We start from the raw sequence: 17,765 nt of genomic DNA, 5'->3' as shown, positions 1-17,765 counted from the left end.
AGGGGTGTCGAGTTCGGGCATTCAGGTGTCGTACATCGCCAGGGCATACCTTTCGGTCGAAGACTCATCTGGGGGCCGAAGGGGGTTCCGGACTGGCAGGGGCGCGTATTGAACCGTCGTGTATTCGTGGCAGTCGCTGGCCGATCCTTCCGGTCGATGATCCGTCGGCACCACCCCTGGCCGGTGTCGTGCACCCCTATGGCTTTCGGGGGGCTCGGGCCCATGTGCGGACCGTGGGCGGGGCGTAGAACCAGCGCTGCTCGTCCTGCAACTCGGCCTGCGCAGTGGCAATGACCTTGTGTGAGACCCCGAGCGCTACCAAGGTTTCGCGGACCTGCGCCCAGGTGAGGTTCCACATGCGCGCCATCGGCGAACCGCCGCGAAACACCGGGATCTGCGCATCGGCGTGGACGTCGACGAGCCCAAGCGCGTCCAGGTGTGTGGGCAAGTTCCGGGCCCAGGCTTGGTCCGCACCCGCGGTCTCGGTCGAACGTCCAAAGGCTCGCCAGACCTCCCCGAACGCGCCCGGCATTTCATTGAGGACGCCGAGCCCGTCGCCTTCCTCGAGCAGGAGAACGCCGCCTGGCGCCAGCGCCCGGACCAGTCGCTGCAAAACAATGTCTCTGTGGGCAATGTGCAGCAGCACGAATCGTGTGTGGACGAAATCGAATGCGCCTTCGGGGAGTTCGTCGGCGACGAGGTCGATCTGGGCTACTTCGCCGCCACGGTCGGGCAGGTCTGTCAGGTGTCGTGGGTCAGCGTCCAGCGCGAGGACTCGACCACCTGGCAATGCGGCACTGCATAGCCATCGCGCGAACGACCCGCCGCCGGCTCCAGCTTCCAGGCATCGCCATCCCGCACCCACGCCCAGTCGCTGAGCAAGCGCGATGCTTTCCGGGTCGTAGGCTGCGCCCAGCAGTGCAAGGCGTTCGTCAGCGAAATCCCATTCGTTGGGTAGCGTGTAATACGAATTCCGTGGTGAAGAGGTTGGCGAAGACCCGGTCATGATAGGAAACTAAGCCGAGCGATCCAGGATGAAGTAGGGATCGAGTCGTTTCACGAGACCAAGTGATCGAATGCACAACGACGTCAGCCCAACTCGCGCCTTCGGCTTGGCGGGCTCAGCATCAGACGGCGGACCGTTGGCGTCTGGTGTCATATGCGCACCCCCGCCTAAGAGTTATGAAATATGTTGGGGCAGTGGATATTGCGTAGAACGGTGACCGGAGAGCTGGTGCACGACCAGGTACCAGCACCCGACCTGCGAAGCCAATCGTGCGGCCCGGGTGCGTATCAACGCTTCGGCGACAACCAGCCCGCGTCGATCAACTGCTGTGCCAGGCCGTCTGCCTGGCGAATGCCGGCTTGGAACGCTTCCGACCAGCTCGCGAGAACGTCCGGATCGGTCGCGGACGCATTGAATATGTCGATCGTGGCCGCATCGGGGCTGAACCGCACGACGGTATCGGCCACCGTCGTCGCGAGTTCGGCCCGAACCAGTGCGGGCGGGACCCGGTGCGCAAACGGCTCAACGACCAGAACGACGTCCGAGTCCGCGGCGAGGTCCGCGTTGGTGGGCGACCAGACCCCGCCATCGATGTAGTAGCGGTCTCCGACAACGACAGGTGGGAAGGCTCCCGGAAGGGAACGGCTCGCGGCGACGGCGGTCGCCAGCGGCACACCGCTAGCGCTGTCCCAGACCTGGCGCTGACCGCTGGCCGCGTCCACGACGACGATCCGCAGCCTGTGATCCGGCCAGTCGTTGCCGCCGACCAGCCACTCCATCGGTTCGATATGCGCCGGTTGCGCAGGCTCCTCGGCCATCGCCAGTCGACCCACCTTGCGCCGCGCCGTATCACGATCCAACGTCCGGTCCGACAGCACCGAGAAAACGGTGGCAAGCAGCTCGGGCTTCAACACCGACGGTGGTTGCGTGCTGTCGGGGGGACGTGGATCGTCGGCAAACGAGTCCAGATCCCGCCCCGCTATCAGCGCGGCCCCGACGATCGCGCCTGCGGACGTGCCGACTATCGAGTCGGCCGAGCCCAAATCGATTCCACGGCGGCGCAATTCAGCGGCCAAACCCCCCATCCACGCCGCCCCGACGACGCCGCCCCCACCCAAAACAACCGAACGCCGGACGGACTCACCAGACGTTCGATCGACAATGCGACTCTCCATGCCGCGATCCTAACGACACTCACCATCGTCGCAGGCCATCGAACTCGCCGGGCATCGACCACCCCTGCCGGCCCCATCCGTGTCCGCACCCGCGAGGGCTCACCCCCCTGGAGGGTTAAGCACCTGAACGCACGACACCGGTCAGGTCGCGCTCGCCAGGCAACGGTCCACTCCGCCGCGAGGCCAACCCAAGACCCAGCGAAAACCGCGCACTGAAAACGACTGTGCCGCCACCGGAAATCCGGTCGGCGGCACAGTCTTGTGCGCGAGAGCGCTACACGTGCGCGGCGATCCGCCGATCGATCACCGACAGCACGAACTCCGCCCAGCGAATGTTCTCCTGCTCGAACGAGATTCCCCGCAGCAACGTGAGGTAGGGGCCGACGCGATCGGCCTCGGCCAGGTACGCCTGTTCGCTGCGTCCATCGAGCAGCCGGGCGCGGAGGCGTTCGTATCGTTCCAGTTTCGCCTGTGCCCAGGCCAGCTTGTCGGACACCGTGGCGCGCACGGCCGGGGCGTCCTCGGCGTCCATGCCCTGTACCTTCACCATCAGCTCATCGCGGATGGCGGTGGGCTTGGCCGGCTCGGCGATGAACTCGTGCAGCGCCGCCCGCCCGGCCGGGGTGATGGCGTGCAGCCGCTTGTTGGGACGGCGTTCCTGCTGCACGACCCGGGTCTCGATGAGACCTTCGGCCGCCATCCGTTCCAGTTCCTTGTAGAGCTGCTGAGGCGTGGCCATCCAGAAATTGGCCACCGAGGCATCGAAGCCCTTGGCCAGGTCATAGCCGGATGCCTCGCCCTCCAGCAGGGCGGCCAATACCGCGTTTCGTAGCGCCATCCACCTAGGCTACCACCAAGGGAGATTATTCAAATATTTGTCCGGATACCCCTGGACATGCCTGATAATGCGGACTACGGTTCCAATAATTAGTCAACTAATTGACCATGAGAGGTGGGATATGCATCCCTTCCGGGCAGCCGTGGAAGCTCGCGACGACGCCGCCATCGAGGCGCTGCTGGCAGACAACGTGGTGTTCACCAGTCCGGTGGCGTTCAAGCCGTACCCGGGCAAGGCCATCACCGCGGCCATCCTGCGCGCGGTGATCCGGGTCTTCGAGGACTTCCACTACGTCCGCGAGATCGCCGACGCCAACGGTCGCGACCACGCGTTCGTGTTCGAGGCCAAGGTCGACGGAAAGCAGCTGACCGGCTGCGACTTCCTGCACTTCGACGAAGACGGGAAGATCGACGACTTCATGGTCATGGTGCGCCCGCTCTCCGCGGCGCAGGCACTGGCGGCGCGGATGGGCGAACAGTTCGAGCGCATCAAGGCCGAGGCCACCGCGCAGCTCCAGCGAGAGGCGACCGGCGCATGACCGACTACGACGCCATCGTCATCGGCGCGGGCAATGCCGGCCTGACCGCCGCGGCGACGCTACAGCGTGCGGGCGCGCGCACCCTGCTGCTGGAGCGGCACAATATCCCCGGCGGCTGTGGCACCTCGTTCCGCCGCGGCCGGTTCGAGTTCGAGGTGGCGCTGCACCAGCTGTCCGGCGTGGGCGTCGAGGGTCAGCCGATCTCGTTGCGCGAGGGCTTGTTCCAGCAACTCGGCATCGCAGACAAACTGGAGTTCGTGCAGGAGCACGACCTCTACCGGGCGGTGATTCCCGGTCAGCTGGATCTGACCCTGCCCGCCGATTGGGATGCCGCCGTCGACGCCATCGAGGCCGAGTTCCCCGGCAACCGGGATCGGGCCGCGAAGTTCTTCGAACTGCTCAAGCAGGTGACCTTCTGGCAGATCGCCGCCATGCGTGGCATGCCGGTCGAACAGATCGACCCGGTGCTGTTCGAGTACGGGCTGCGTCCGCTGAAGGATGTGCTCGACGAGTACTTCGACGACAACCGCATCAAGGTCGCGCTCGGCATGTACTGGACCTATCTCGGGCAGCCGCCGTCGAAATTGCGGTTCCAGGACCTGGCGCTGACGCTGTTCGCCTACTTCGAGTTCAAGCCATGGCACGTGCGCGGCGGCTCGCAGGCCATGTCCACCGCCATCCTGGACACCTTCCTCGCCGCCGGTGGCGAGGTGCGCTTCAACACCGGCGTGGAGGCCATCCTCACCGCGGGCGGGCGAGCATTCGGTGTGCGACTGGACGACGGCACCGAGGTCACCGCGACCGATGTGGTCTCCAATGCCTCGCTACCCACCACCTACGGCATGCTCGAGGGCATCGACCTGCCCGCCGCGGTGCGAGACGACCTGGCCACCAGGCGAATCGGCGTGTCCGGCTTCGTGCTGCACATGGGCCTGGACGCCTCCCCCGCCGAACTCGGGTTCACCACCAGCACCACCTTCGTCAACATGGACACCGACGACGACCGCACCTACAACGCGTGGCGGTCGTTCGAGCCCGCGCGCGGAATCTGCGTCAGCTCCTACGATGTCGCGCCGATCGGCTTCGCGCCCTCCGGAGCCACCCACGTCAGCCTGATGACGCTGCAATACGCGGACATCTGGAAGAACGTCGCCCCATCGGAGTACGCGCGCACCAAGTTCGCCTACGCCGAGACCCTGCTCGACCTGTGCGAGAACATCACCCCCGGCATCCGGGACGCGATCGAAGAGGTCGACGTCGCGACACCGCTGACGATGACGCGTTACCTCGGCCACCCAGGCGGCGCCATCTACGGCTACGACCAGGACTCCACCGAGGGCTGGCTGTTCCGCAACAGCGAACGCCGGACCCACGTTCCCGGACTGCACATGGCCGGATCCTGGTCCGGAATCGGCGGCTTCCAACCCACCCTCGAAGCGGGCGCTCGCGTTGCCCGCCGTCTCCTGCGCACCAAAGCCGCCTGACCCCTGAGGATTCCGATGTCACACCCTCTCGCAGAACGATTCGACGGCGCGGCCGAGATCCTCGCCGAGATCGACTCCCGCATCCCCGACACTCGTGACTACCTCGCCGAGACTCGGGCCACGATAGACGCGTACCACCCCAAGCGGCTGCAGCTGGTCGTCGCCGAGATCATCGACGAGACCGCCACCACCAAGACGTTCCGGCTACAGGCCCACGACCAGGCCGCGCTGCCACCGTTCCTGGCCGGTCAGTACGTCAACCTGTTCGTCGACGGCACCAGCCGCCCGTACGCCATCTCGTCGAGTCCCACCCGGCTGGATCACTACGACCTCACCGTGCGCCGGGTGCCGGGCGGCCGCATCAGCAACCTGCTCATCGACACCGTCCAGGTCGGTCAGGTGCTCACCAGCACAGGACCGATGGGCACCTTCCACTTCAACCCGCTCTTCCATGGCAACGATGTGGTCTTCCTCGCGGGCGGTTCCGGTGTCGCGCCCGCCATGAGCATGATCCGCGAGATCGCCGAGGCGGGCCTGGACCGCATCTTCCACCTGATCTACGGTTCCCGCGACGCAGGCGATGTCATCTTCCGTGCCGAGCTCGACGCCCTCGCCGCCGCGCACCCCGGCATCGACGTCGACCACGTCATCGCGGAGCCCGACGCCGAATGGATCGGCGCCACCGGCTTTCTCACCGCGGACACCATCCGCTCCCTCGCGGGCGCCCTCGACAATCGGATGGTCTATGTCTGCGGCCCCCAGGCCCTCTACCCCTACGCCCTCGCCCAGCTGACCGAGCTCGGCCAAGCGCGCAAGCGAATCCGCTTCGAGGCCAACGGCGCTCCGAACGACCCCACCGCTCAACCGCATTGGCCCGCCGGGGTGGATCCGGCCGGTGAGGTCACCGTCACCGTCGGCAGTGCCTCCTTCCGTACACCGCGCAACCGTCCGCTGCTGGACGCTTTGGAGGACAACAACCTTCGCCCCGAAGCGGCGTGCCGTTCCGGCGAATGCAGCCTGTGCCGGGTGCGCGTCGTGAAAGGCCAGGTGCACACCGCGGAGGAGGCCAAACTCCGCCTCTCCGACGCGCAGTTCGACTACACCCACTCCTGTGTCGCCTATCCGATCAGCGATGTGGAGCTCGACCTGTGACCTCGAGCGACACCAGCCCGAGCCACTACCGCAGCAATCTCCGCGATCTCGAATTCAACCTGTTCGAGGTCCTCGGCCTGGACGCACTGCTCGACGACGAGGCGTTCGGCGACCTCGACACCGGCACCGTGCGCGCCATGCTCGCCGAAATGCGCCGCGTGGCCGAAGGTCCGCTGAGCGCGTCGTTCGCCGCCGCCGACCGCGAGCCGCCGGTGTTCGACCCCGACACGCACTCGGTCACGCTGCCCGAGTCGTTCAAGCGCAGCTACCGGGCGCTGCGCGAGATCGGCTGGGAGAAGATCGGGGTTCCGGCGGAACTGGGCGGCACTCCCGTGCCGAGGGCGCTCTACTGGGCGCTGGCGGAGATGATCGTCGGCGCCCAGCCCGCCGCCTTCATCTACGCGCTCGGCCCGAGCATGGCCGCGCTGTTCCACCACGGCGGCGACGAGCAGCGGCGCATGGTGCGCGCCGCGGTCGACAACGGCTGGGGCGGCACCATGGTGCTCACCGAACCCGACGCCGGATCCGACGTCGGCGCGGCGCGCACCAAGGCGATCGCCCAACCCGACGGGTCCTGGCATCTCGAAGGGGTCAAGCGGTTCATCAGCTCGGGCGACTCCGACGATCTGTTCGACAACATCGCCCACCTGGTGCTGGCCCGTCCCGAAGGCGCGGGGCCCGGCACCAAGGGCCTGTCGCTGTTCTTCGTGCCGAAGTTCCATTTCGACCCGGAGACAGGCGAACTCGGTGAACGCAACGGCGTGTTCGTCACCGGCGTCGAACACAAGATGGGACTGAAGGTCTCGGCCACCTGCGAACTCACCTTCGGCGGGCACGGCATCCCGGCCAAGGGCTGGCTCATCGGGGAAAGGGACACCGGCATCGCGCAGATGTTCCGCATCATCGAGAACGCGCGAATGATGGTGGGCACCAAGGCCATCGCCACACTGTCCACGGGCTATCTGCACGCCCGCGACTACGCGCGCAGCCGGATACAGGGCGCCGATCTGCTCCGGATGGGCGACCCCACCGCGCCGCGCGTGCCCGTGATCGCCCATCCGGACGTCCGACGCTCGCTGATGCTCCAGAAGGCGTATGCCGAAGGGCTGCGCGCGGTGTACCTCTACACCGCGGCACACCAGGATCCACTGGTGGCCCAACGGGTTTCCGGCGCCGACGCGGATATCGCGGCGCGCGTCAACGACCTGCTGCTGCCGATCGTCAAGGGTGTCGGCTCCGAACGCGCCTATCAGTACCTCGGTGAATCGTTGCAAACCTTCGGCGGCTCGGGATATCTGCAGGACTACCCGCTCGAGCAATACATTCGCGACGCCAAGATCGACTCCGTCTACGAGGGCACCACCGCCATCCAGGCTCAGGACTTCTTCTACCGCAAGATCATTCGTGACAAGGGTGTGGCGTTGACGCACCTCGCGGGACAGATCCAGAAGTTCGTCGACAACGGCGCAAACGACTTCGCGTCCGAGCGAAAACTCTTGGAGACGGCCTTGCAGGACGTCCAGGCCATGGCCGGTGCCCTGACCGGACACCTCATGGCGGCACAGCAGGATCCGGCTCAGCTGTACCTCATCGGGCTCGGTTCGGTGCGATTCCTGCTCGCGGTCGGTGATCTGCTCATCGGCTGGCAACTGCTGCACCAGGCGGAGATCGCCGCCGCGGCCTTGGCCGGAGCGGGCACTGCGGGACCGGACGTGCCGTTCTATCGGGGCAAGATCGCGGCCGCGCGGTTCTTCGCCCGCACCGTGCTACCGATGCTGTCGGCCACCCGAGCCGTGCTGTCGAACCTCGACGGCGACGTGATGAAGCTCGGCGAAGCCGCCTTCTGAGCGAGCAGCCGTCGGTGGGTGGAGCGATCGGCTCCACCCACCGACGGCCGACGGGAAGTCCGTGACAGCCATCCTTTAGGCAAATAATTGAGTAAGTTACTATTTTGCCATGCTTGCCGACCATCCGCACCTGACGGCGCGTGCCGCATGACCGCCTATTCGCGATACGTTGCTCTCGGCGACAGCCAGACCGAAGGCGTCGGCGACGGCGATGACCGGACCGGAGTGCGCGGTCTGGCCGACCGACTCGCCGAACGGCTCGCCGCGATCGACCCGGACCTGCGCTACGCCAACCTCGCCGTCCGCGGCAAACTCGCCCATCAGGTGCACGCCGAACAACTCGACGCCGCACTGGCACTGCGCCCCGATCTGGCCACCGTGGTCGCGGGGTTCAACGACCTGCTGCGCCCCGGATTCGACGCCGACGAGGTCGCCGGGCACCTGGACGCCATGTTCGCGGCGCTCACCGCCCACGGCGCGGTCGTGGCCACGCTGACCTTCCCCGACGCCGCGCGAATCACCCCGCTCGCGCGCCCGATCAGCGCCAGAGTCACCGCCATGAACGACCGCATCCGCGCCTCCGCCGAACGGCACGGCGTCGTCGTCGCCGATACGACCCCCTACCCCGTCGTCACCGACCCCCGCCTGTGGAGCACGGATCGGCTGCACGCGGGCCCGCTCGGACATCAGCGCATCGCCGACGCCCTGGCCTACGCGCTGCGACTGCCCGGCGCCGACGACCGCTGGACCGAACCCCTGCACCCGCCGCTGCCCGCCCGCGGCACGCTGTCCACCGCGGCGAGCGAACTGCGCTGGGCGGCAACCTTTCTCGGGCCTTGGCTGGGCCGCAGGCTGACCGGGCGCTCGTCCGGCGACGGCCGCACCGCCAAACGCCCCGACCTGCTACCGGTTCGCGACCGCACGCACACCCTGGGCCCCGCGACCGCCGACCGACCCCGGCCGTGATCGAGGGCGGCGGCGACTTGGCCTGGCGATCACCGCCATCGGCGTCACCGCCCTCTCGGCACTGACGGCCCTCGGCACCGCGAGAGTCCTGGTCAACCTCGCCTTTTCATCGCGCTCGGCCTGCCGTCCGCCGGCGCGACTGTGCCGATCGAGGTATCCGTGCACCCCCGACGGAATCCGTGCGCCGTCGCGAGAATTGGTTGTCGATGGTCTACTCGTCTGCCTTTCGGGCGCGTGGTGGCGGCAGACGGAACAGCCCTTTGATCCTGCGCAGAGCCTCGCTGTCACCGCTCGCGGATGCGGCACCGGTTTCGACCGCCTCGGCGAGTGTGAGGCCCTGGCTGGTCAGGTCGAGAAACGCGGACTCACTGATGGTGATGACTGCGTCGGGGTACTGGGCGGGGCCGTGCAGCGTTTCGATCGTTCCGTCATCGACGCGGGCGTGGAAGACTTCGTCATCGATGCGGACCTCGTACACCGCGCGGAGTCCGACGGCGGCCTGCGGGTTGAAGCAGGCTCGCAGTCCGAGGACCGCCCAGCCCGGGTGGAACGTTTCGGCGGGGCGCGGTGCGCCCATCGCCCACTTCAGACCCCACCTGGCCAGCGCGAGGATCGCGGGCTCGAGTTCCTCGCCGGCGTCGGTCAGGGCGTATGCGGGGGTGCGGGCGGGCGGCGGGAGGGTGATCTTGTGGGCCAGCCCCTCGCGTTCGAGATGTTTCAGGCGGGCGGCGAGGAGACCGGTGCCGAGGCCGCGAAGGCTTGCCTGCAGGTCGCTGAATCGCTTGGGTCCGGTCAGCAGTTCGCGGATCAGCAGCAGCGTCCAGCGCTCGCCGACGAGATCGAGGGTGCGCGCGGTCGCGCAGTACTGGTTGTATGTTCGCTGATCCACTTCATCACTCTAAACTTCGCGCTTCTCGTTCTTGAATGACTGAGCTGCCTCCGCCCGCCGGCCTGGACGACAGGCGTCCTCGGTTCATGCACACCCGGTACGGACTGGTCACGTGTCGGCAGCAAGTAGCCGATCCTCCGCATTTTCGTTCCGCCACTAGGCATTTCCAAACATTGATCTATTGACTTCCTATTTTAGAAGTGAGAAGTTCTATTGCGTTACCTAGGAAGGGAGTTCAACGATGGCCACTGCGCTGTACACGGCTGGGGCACGCGTCACCGGCGGCAGGAACGGCAACGGGCGCACATCCGATGGGCGATTGGATCTGGACCTGCGCCAGCCCAAGGAACTGGGCGGAGATGGTGAGGGCACAAACCCCGAGCAACTCTTCGCGATCGGGTACGCCGCTTGTTTCGGCACAACACTGGCCCTGCTCGGGCAGCGCGGCAAGCTCGAGGCGAACGACGCACAGATCGACTCATCGGTCTCACTTGTCCCGATCGACGGCGGCCGCTTCGAACTCGGCGTCGAACTGCGGATCTCGCTACCCTCCGTCACCAGCGAGCAGGCGATCGAGCTGGTCGAGATGGCCCATCAGGTCTGCCCGTACTCCAACGCCACGCGCGGCAACATCGATGTGGCGCTGGTGGTCAACGGCACCCGGCTGTGATCAGGTCGGGCGCTGTGGCGGCCTCGATTATCGAGCTGAGGCGTCTTCGGTAGGAATCCGCTCGGCGGATCGATCTGGCACGGGTGTGAATCTCGGCCCGGTCACCGCGTGTAGCGGTGCTTGACTCCCACCGGGAAGTAATCCGGGTCGCCTGCCGGGCGCAGCTCGACGTGCGGCAGGTGACGCTCGGCGGGCACGTAGTTCGCGTATTCGCTGTTGTGCGTGAGCAATTCGTCACGGATCGCGACAGCGACGAGCCGGGTGCGGTCGGCGGTGTTCGGCTCGTCGGGCCCGAGCTCGACCGTGATGCGCAGCAGCCGGTCGCGGTCGGCGTCCTCCCACGCCTCCAGCACGAACTTCCCGGTGACCCAGTCGCTGATCTCCGCCCGCTCCAGCCCGAGCGACACCGTCTCCGGAAAGACGTTGGCGCCGAACACCGAGACGGCGTGGATGGCGCGGCCGAAGACGAAGACGAACGGCAGATCCGGGCCGGTCTCCTCCTCCGGTTCGAAGCCGTGCGCCTTGCAGAACTCCACCAGACGCTCGTGCGGGATGACGCCGCCGTCGTCGGCGATGTGATAGCGGATCAGCGGCACACCGGAATCGGCGGTGAACACCAGTGTGCCGTCGACGGTTTCGAAGTAGCGGTCGGCCGGGTTGTACTGCAAGAGGGTCGGCAGTCGCTCGCCGCCGAACAGTTCCCGCGCCGGACCCGGATGCTCGGCGAGGAACCGCCGGATGCGCACACTGAGCGGGGTTTCGTTGCCGAGCACGCCGCCGTCCGCGGTGCCGTAGAGCGCGGCGACGTCGCGGACCGGATCCAGCCCGGCGCGCTTGCCCATCAGATCGCGCCACTGCTCGCTGAACACCTCGCCCGCGCACACCAGCTTCAGCGCGAAGCGCGACCAGTCGACGCCGTCGTGCAGGCCGGTGTCGACAACGTCTTTGAGGAAAGGTGGATAACCGAACAGCACCACCTGGTCGAAGTGCGGACCGAGTTCCGGTACCACGCGCAGGATCTCGGCCTTGTTGTTGCCCGGTGCCACAATCGTCATGGCCAGTTCGGCGGCCAGCCCGCGCAGGCAGGACAGCGTGTAGAGACCGCCGACCCAGGTGCCGAGCGGGAAGCAGACCACCGCGAGGGTGCGCCGATGGGTGGCGTCGAAGCTGTGCACGAGAACCTGTTCGAAGCGCCGGGTCGCGGCCGCTTCGTCGGCGGCGGAACGGGGCCAGAAGGTGGGCGTCCCCGTCGAGCCGGACGACACCGCGATCAGATCGCACGCGCCGAGATCGCCGTCCCGGCACCGCTGCGGCAGCGGATAGCGGTGGTGGTAGTTCTCCTTGGTGATCAGCGGAACTCGCGCGAATCCCGCGGCGTCGGCGACCGACGCCGGGTCGATGCCGTGGCTGTCGAGGAAGGCGCGATAGGCTGGCACGGTCGTCGCCGTTCGCTGGAACAACGCCACGAGCCGCTGCTGCAGATCCGAATCCATCTCCGGCCCTTCCGCGAGGCGAAACCTGCGTCGGAGACCAACGTACCGCCGGACGCTGCCGCGCGTGGAGATCCACGCGGATCGCCGTCGTTCGCGCGCTCCGTGGTCGCGGCGGTCTGGCATGCCACGACATTGCTGTGGCGGCCGCCCGCTCCAGTCGCCGTGTTCCGCTCGTAGCGCTGATGTTTGCGGCGCCGAGAATTTGATCTTGATCACTCGCGAGATGAACGTCCGTCTGCGCCGAGGTAAGTCCTGCCGAATGCCCGATGAAATCGGGGTCGGGAGGCTTCTCCCCCGGACCTCGGGATGACTTACGTTCGGGCTCATACCGACCGGCCTTGATGTTGGGGAAATGCTTCGATGAACGATGTCTTCAAGACAGCACGGGTGATCGCCGCTGCGGACCACGCGATGACGGTAAGCAGGCACGGCCAGCATCTGATCCCGTGCGTGACGACGGAAACCTGTGGCGCCGAGGGAATTTCGGCGGCCATGATCACCATGGCGCCGGGCAAGGTGGCTTGGGCGCATTACCACGCCCACAGCGAGACCATCGTGCTGTGCCTGCAGGGGCGAGCGGCGACGCTGGTCGGCCCGGAACTGACGCCGCAGCTGCACGGTCCCGGCGAATTCCCCTACATCCCCGCGGGCGTCGTGCACGTGGCGGTGAACCTCAGCGACACCGAGGAATTGACGGCCGTCGACATCCGCACCGATCCGCTCTTCAGCGACGATCTGGTGCTGGCGCCGGAATCTGATATCGCGGCCGCCGACATCGCCGCGCGGTTGCGGCGGGAACTCGCCCCGGCACACGCGTGAGCGTCACCGTCGAACGAGGGGCGGCGGCCCCGAGCGGACAGATCGATGACCTCTTCGCCGCGCAGGCGCGCCATCCCACGGTGATCTCGTTCGGCGTAGGCGCGCCGGACCCCGCGCTGCTGCCCGCGTTCTGGTTCTACGCGCCCGACAGCACCGTCTACATCACGTCGCTGTCGAAAACCCTTGCCCCCGCGCTGCGCATCGGCATCACCGTGCTGCCGGATCAGCTCGTCGAACCGGTGCTGGCCCTGAAACAGGGCATCGACATGCAGACCTCGGTCCTCAACCAGGCGATCGCCGCCGAATTCCTCGACAGTGCAACGGCATCCGCGCATCTGGACCACATCATCGCCGTGTACGCCGCCGAAATGGACGCGGTCACGACCGCGCTGGAACGGCACTTCCCCGACGGCTTCTCCTGGACCGACCCGGACGGCGGCATGTTCGTCTGGATCGAGGGCCCCGCCGATTTCGACGCCGTGGCGCTCGCGCAGCCCGCGCGGGAGGCCGGGGTGGTCTTCATCCCCTCCCCGCCCAGCTCACCGGGCGCCGCTTCGACCCTTTCGTGCACTGACCGAACGGCAACAACCTCTTGGATCGACCAGGCCCCGGCACCGAGATGCGCTGAGACCCACGCGGATCGCCGCTTTCTCGCTATCTTCGAGAGGGGCTCGCCGTCAATTCGCGGTGGCCGCGGCGATACATCCGCCGGAGGACGTCGCGGAGGATCGGGGGACGACAGTGCGAGCGAATCGGTGCGGACTGGTGGCCGTGGTTGCGGCCGTGGGATTGCTGATCTCGGGCTGCGTGATCGGGCCGAGGGTGGATGGCCGGGCAACGCCTTCCCCCGCCCCGCTGCCCACACTGCAGGATTACGAGGCTCAGCGGATCGACTGGGCGCCGTGCGCCGGATACCCGGGCGCGGACTGCGGGGAGATCCGCGTGCCTGTCGACTACGACCACCCTGGAGTTGCGGCCATCGCCATGCCGCTGGTGCGTTTACGCGCCGCCAATCCCGCCCGGCGCCTCGGCGTGCTCACCAGCAACCCCGGCGGTCCCGGCGAATCCGGTTACGAGAACGTCCTTTCCGCGCTCGACCCGCGGGACACCGGTCTGCGCAAGTTCCGCATCCGCTACGACCTGGTCGGTTTCGACCCGCGCGGCGTCGGCCGGACCGCGCCTGTGCAGTGCCTGAGCGATCGCGCGATGGACGACTACCTGGCCACCGATTTCACCCCGGTCGACGACACGGGCCGCCGGTCGGTCGCCGAGGCGCACCGCCGCTACGCCACCGCGTGCCTGCGCAACACCGGCACCTTGCTCGGTTTCGTCGGCACCGAGTTCGTGGTGCGCGACATGGACATCATGCGTTCGGCGCTCGGCGAGGCGAAGCTGAATTTCTTCGGCTTCTCCTACGGCACCCGGATCGGGCAGCTGTACGCCGAGCGGTTCCCGGATCGGGTCGGTCGGATGGTGCTCGACTCCGTGGACGATCCGAGCCTGCCCACCGACCGGTGGGAGGCGCTCGACGTGTCCGGCACCCCGGCACCGGGCGAGCTCTCGCCGCGAGATCGCTTGGTGCGCACCATGCTCGACGCGTGCGCGCAGCGCACGGACTGCCCCGTCGGCAACGACGCGGACGCCGCCATGCGGCGGCTGCGTGACCTGATCGCCCGGGTGGACGCCGAGCCCATCCGCACCACCGACGACCGCAGAGTCGGCTCCAATCTGGCGCTGCTCGGCATCTTCCAGGCGACCTACGACGAACGCTACTGGCCGCGATTCGAGCGCGCGTTCGCCGACGCGCTGCGCGGTGACGGCACCGGGCTCGCCGAGCTGGCCGACCTCTACGTCGGCCGCGACCAGGGGCGCTACAGCTCGTCGGATCCGGCGTTCTGGGCCGTGGAATGCCTCGACGACGACCCGAACGCGTGGCGGTCCAAGTCCGAGGACGTGATCCTTGGGGAACTGGCGCGCGAGGCCGAATGGGTGGCCGGGCAGTCACCGCTGTTCGGCGCGAACCGCGTGTTCAGCACCCCGCTGTGCCTGTTCTGGCCGGTGCCGCCGACGCAGAAGTCACAGGGCGTGGACGCGGCGGGTGCGCCGCCCATCCTGCTGCTCAACAACAGCGGCGACCCGGCCACCCCGCTCGAAGACGCCGAGAACGTCGCCGCCACCCTGACCGACGCCGTGCTCGTGATCAACGAACACGACGGTCACATCGCCTTCGACAACGGTTCCTCCTGCGTGGACGCCATCGTCGTCGCCTACCTCTACGACGGCGTGCTGCCCCCGGACGGGACCCGTTGCACGAACTGACCGGGCCCGCGCGCACCTCCCCTTTCAGCGCTCCCGGCGGACTCGGTCCCGCCGCGCCCCTCTAGAGTCGATGGGTGACCTGGACCGTCGGTTTCGACCTCGACATGACGCTGATCGACTCGCGACCGGGAGTCTCTTTCGCCATCGACACCGTCGCCGCGGAATTCCAGCTGCCGCTGCGCGGCGCCGACTTCGTGCAGCGACTGGGCCCGCCGCTCGATCTGCTGCTGGCCGACGCGGGCGCCCCCGACGAGCTCATTCCCGCCCTCATCGCCCGCTACCGCGAGCTGTATCCGGACGTGGTGCCACGCATCCCCGCCATGCCCGGCGCGGCCGCGGCCCTGGCCGCGGTGGCCGCGCGCAGCGGACGGCTGATGGTGGTGACCGGCAAGTACCAGCCGCACGCGCAGCTCCATCTGGACGAGCTGGGCTGGCGGATCGACCACCTGGCGGGCGGGCTGTGGTCCACCGGCAAGGCCGAGGCGCTGCGCGCGCAAGGTGCGTCCGTCTACGTCGGCGATCACGCCGGTGACATGCGCGGCGCCAAAGCCGCCGACGCGTTCGCGGTGGGTGTCACCACCGGACCGTGCGACGCCGCCGAACTGCGCGCGGCGGGAGCCGACATCGTTCTCGGCGACCTGACCGAATTCCCGTCCTGGCTCACCGAATACGCGGCCGCCTGAGCGCGCGGCGGGTCAGTCGGCGGCGGTGATCTCGAGGTGCGGCCGGTGCCTGCGCATCGCCTCGGTGACCTGGAGCAGCGGGACCGAGAGCGAGGTCATGGGAATCGACGGCGCGGTGGCGATCGCCAACTCCTGATCCGGGTGTGTGAGTACCAGATCGATGGCGTCGCCGCTCGGGCAGCGGCGCACCCGGACGTGATCCACCATCGACCACGCGATCCGGCCGAACGCCCGGTGTTCCACGACCTCGTCGGTGATGACCAGATCCGGCCTGCGCCGCAGCCCGGACCACGCCATCTCGGCGCCGATCGCAAGGAAGACCAGTGCGCCGATCTTCCCCGCGATCACCGCCGTGCCGGTCACGATCGCGACCACGCAGATCACGGCGAGCATCAGGCAGGCGGCCGCTACTCCCAGCGTCGTCCGCATCGATCGGAACACCGTGTCCGGCCGTCGCGACTTCCGCACATGCATGCGCGCATCCTAGCGGTGCCTCACCAAGGGACCGGCCCGCGCCGGTCGAAGAACCCGCCCGTGGGTCCGCCCGGTTCGCCGGAGGCCAGGCGCACGACGGCGTCGGTGCCTTCGGCAACGGTCTGCACGCCCGTGTTGTTGTTCAAATCCGTTGCGGTATAGCCGGGATCGACCGCGTTGACCCGGAAATCGGGCAGCGCCCGCGCGTACTGGGAGGTGATCGCGTTGAGCGCGGACTTCGACGACGGGTAGGGCAGGCCGAGCAGAGTGGATTCCAGCCGGGTGGGATCGGAAGTCAGGGTCAGCGATCCAATGCCGCTGGAGACCATGACGATTCGCGGGTGCGGCGACGCGCGCAGCAGCGGCAGAAAGGCGTGGGTCACCTCGACGACGCCGAAGACGTTGGTCTCGAACACTTCTCGGAAGTCGGCGGCCACGCAGTCCGGCGGGGCGGCGAGAGTGCCGCCGATCGCCGCGTTGTTGACGAGCACGTCCAAGTGGTCGGCGCGCTCGCGGACCGACTCGACGGCGGCGGCTACGGAGGACGCCGTCACGTCCAGCTCGACGAATTCGACGTCGAGACCCGATTCGGCAAGCTCGGTCGCCGCCCGCTCGCCGCGCTCGGCGTCCCTTGCGCCGAGGAAGACGCGCCATCCGAGTCCGGCCAGCCTGCGCACCGTCTCCCGGCCCAATCCCTTGTTGGCCCCGGTGACCAGGGCGATCGTGGTGGATTTCACGATCCGAGCGTGTCCGCGCGGCGCGCTGCGCGCCAGGACCGCCATGTCCTGGGATCGGCCGTACCACCCCGCCGCCGCCGATGTCCGGCATCATCGGGTCATGGACCGCATCGAGCTCGCCGCGTTGTTGCGGCAGGCGCGCGCTGGCGTGGGACCGCGCGATGTCGGTCTGCCCGTCGGCGTGCGACGGCAGGTGCCAGGGCTGCGGCGCGAGGAGGTGGCGCTGCTGGCCGGGGTGAGATGTCGGTTACACACTCCCCAAATGCCCGCGTATGGGGAGGGAGACGACGATGTCACCTCCCCGTACTCCCTACAGCAGCCCCATGATTCGGCGCGGCGAGAGCGCGGATCGTGGTTGATCGGTTGGGCAGTGGTCGAACCGCCAACATCGGTCCGCGGACCCGGGACACGGGGTCCGGCGCGGACGGATGTCCCCAGATCGGTCTTCGACCACATTGCTACCACCAAGTCAGGTGCTCAGCTCGTGACGCGATCCACCCATGCGTACTGGCAATCGGCTAACGGTCCGCCGAGCGGCAACGGCTCGAACCGGCGGCACGTTCACATCTGGGACAGCGCACTTGATTCACGTTGGTTCTGTGACCACGCGGTGATGTTCGTACCAAATTCCAGGGACGGTCGATCCGTCCGGCAAAGGCTGCGGTCGCCGATCCT

At 67.7% G+C, this 17,765-nt stretch carries 16 protein-coding genes and 1 pseudogene; 10 read left to right on the top strand and 7 right to left on the bottom strand.

All coding sequences use genetic code 11. The features are described from left to right. Window positions 1-196: 196 nt before the first annotated feature. From ACRWNM_RS08995 to ACRWNM_RS08985, 3 genes are all read right to left on the bottom strand, one after another. A complete protein-coding gene (locus ACRWNM_RS08995) occupies window positions 197-1,006 on the bottom strand; it encodes a class I SAM-dependent methyltransferase (RefSeq protein ID WP_431965454.1) in 810 nt (269 codons plus the stop codon). A 287-nt stretch (window positions 1,007-1,293) separates the two neighbouring features. Next, window positions 1,294-2,181, bottom strand: a complete 888-nt coding sequence (locus tag ACRWNM_RS08990; protein WP_431965452.1) for a patatin-like phospholipase family protein — start codon at window positions 2,179-2,181, stop codon at window positions 1,294-1,296. A 274-nt stretch (window positions 2,182-2,455) separates the two neighbouring features. Continuing rightward, a complete protein-coding gene (locus tag ACRWNM_RS08985; protein WP_431965450.1) occupies window positions 2,456-3,019 on the bottom strand; it encodes a PadR family transcriptional regulator in 564 nt (187 codons plus the stop codon). A gap of 121 nt (window positions 3,020-3,140) precedes the next feature. Between ACRWNM_RS08985 and ACRWNM_RS08980 the strand changes: the two genes are divergently transcribed. The 5 genes from ACRWNM_RS08980 (at window position 3,141) to ACRWNM_RS08960 (ending at window position 9,006) form a co-directional block, all read left to right on the top strand. Further along, a complete protein-coding gene (locus ACRWNM_RS08980; protein WP_431965448.1) occupies window positions 3,141-3,557 on the top strand; it encodes a nuclear transport factor 2 family protein in 417 nt (138 codons plus the stop codon). Further along, the gene (locus ACRWNM_RS08975) at window positions 3,554-5,041 is read left to right on the top strand and encodes a phytoene desaturase family protein (RefSeq protein WP_431965446.1); all 1,488 of its coding nucleotides are present in this window, start codon (window positions 3,554-3,556) and stop codon (window positions 5,039-5,041) included. Before ACRWNM_RS08980 ends, ACRWNM_RS08975 begins: the two co-directional genes overlap by 4 nt. A 15-nt stretch (window positions 5,042-5,056) precedes the next feature. After that, window positions 5,057-6,193 carry an FAD-binding oxidoreductase gene (locus ACRWNM_RS08970; RefSeq protein ID WP_431965444.1) on the top strand — a complete coding sequence of 379 codons (1,137 nt, stop codon included), beginning with the start codon at window positions 5,057-5,059 and terminating at the stop codon, window positions 6,191-6,193. Next, window positions 6,190-8,040, top strand: a complete 1,851-nt coding sequence (locus ACRWNM_RS08965; protein WP_431965442.1) for an acyl-CoA dehydrogenase — start codon at window positions 6,190-6,192, stop codon at window positions 8,038-8,040. The genes ACRWNM_RS08970 and ACRWNM_RS08965 overlap by 4 nt, the downstream gene beginning before the upstream one ends. Before the next feature lie 147 nt (window positions 8,041-8,187). Continuing rightward, window positions 8,188-9,006: an SGNH/GDSL hydrolase family protein gene (locus tag ACRWNM_RS08960; RefSeq protein WP_431965440.1), complete on the top strand. Its 819-nt coding sequence runs from the start codon at window positions 8,188-8,190 to the stop codon at window positions 9,004-9,006. 211 nt (window positions 9,007-9,217) lie between these two features. Here ACRWNM_RS08960 and ACRWNM_RS08955 read toward each other — a convergent pair whose 3' ends face one another. Beyond that, complete coding sequence (locus ACRWNM_RS08955; protein WP_431965438.1) at window positions 9,218-9,895, bottom strand: winged helix-turn-helix transcriptional regulator; 678 nt, start codon at window positions 9,893-9,895, stop codon at window positions 9,218-9,220. Window positions 9,896-10,136: 241 nt separating this feature from the next. On the opposite strand from ACRWNM_RS08955, the gene ACRWNM_RS08950 reads away from it, so the two are divergent. Beyond that, window positions 10,137-10,565 carry an organic hydroperoxide resistance protein gene (locus ACRWNM_RS08950; protein ID WP_431965436.1) on the top strand — a complete coding sequence of 143 codons (429 nt, stop codon included), beginning with the start codon at window positions 10,137-10,139 and terminating at the stop codon, window positions 10,563-10,565. 101 nt (window positions 10,566-10,666) lie between these two features. On the opposite strand, the gene ACRWNM_RS08945 is transcribed toward ACRWNM_RS08950, so the two are convergent. Further along, the gene (locus ACRWNM_RS08945) at window positions 10,667-12,058 is read right to left on the bottom strand and encodes a phenylacetate--CoA ligase family protein (RefSeq protein WP_431965434.1); all 1,392 of its coding nucleotides are present in this window, start codon (window positions 12,056-12,058) and stop codon (window positions 10,667-10,669) included. Window positions 12,059-12,418: 360 nt separating this feature from the next. Here ACRWNM_RS08945 and ACRWNM_RS08940 point away from each other — a divergent pair, with 360 nt between their 5' ends. The 4 genes and pseudogenes from ACRWNM_RS08940 (at window position 12,419) to ACRWNM_RS08925 (ending at window position 15,879) form a co-directional block, all read left to right on the top strand. Next, the gene (locus ACRWNM_RS08940; RefSeq protein WP_431965432.1) at window positions 12,419-12,877 is read left to right on the top strand and encodes a cupin domain-containing protein; all 459 of its coding nucleotides are present in this window, start codon (window positions 12,419-12,421) and stop codon (window positions 12,875-12,877) included. Further along, window positions 12,874-13,404: pseudogene (locus ACRWNM_RS08935) on the top strand (aminotransferase class I/II-fold pyridoxal phosphate-dependent enzyme); the annotation flags it as partial. The gene ACRWNM_RS08940 and the pseudogene ACRWNM_RS08935, both read left to right, overlap by 4 nt. 238 nt (window positions 13,405-13,642) lie before the next feature. Beyond that, window positions 13,643-15,196, top strand: a complete 1,554-nt coding sequence (locus ACRWNM_RS08930; RefSeq protein WP_431965430.1) for an alpha/beta hydrolase — start codon at window positions 13,643-13,645, stop codon at window positions 15,194-15,196. 74 nt (window positions 15,197-15,270) lie between these two features. Next, the gene (locus ACRWNM_RS08925) at window positions 15,271-15,879 is read left to right on the top strand and encodes an HAD family hydrolase (RefSeq protein WP_431965428.1); all 609 of its coding nucleotides are present in this window, start codon (window positions 15,271-15,273) and stop codon (window positions 15,877-15,879) included. A 12-nt stretch (window positions 15,880-15,891) separates the two neighbouring features. Here the strand turns inward: ACRWNM_RS08925 and ACRWNM_RS08920 are convergent, their stop codons facing one another. Next, entirely contained in the window at window positions 15,892-16,353 is a 462-nt protein-coding gene (locus ACRWNM_RS08920) for a hypothetical protein (protein ID WP_431965426.1), read from the bottom strand. A gap of 20 nt (window positions 16,354-16,373) precedes the next feature. Next, the gene (locus tag ACRWNM_RS08915; RefSeq protein WP_431965424.1) at window positions 16,374-17,090 is read right to left on the bottom strand and encodes an SDR family oxidoreductase; all 717 of its coding nucleotides are present in this window, start codon (window positions 17,088-17,090) and stop codon (window positions 16,374-16,376) included. Between the last annotated feature and the right edge of the window lie 675 nt (window positions 17,091-17,765).

This window comes from Nocardia sp. bgisy134, assembly GCF_965341865.1.
GTDB lineage: Bacteria > Actinomycetota > Actinomycetes > Mycobacteriales > Mycobacteriaceae > Nocardia.
This window is presented reverse-complemented; position numbering and strand designations above follow the sequence as displayed.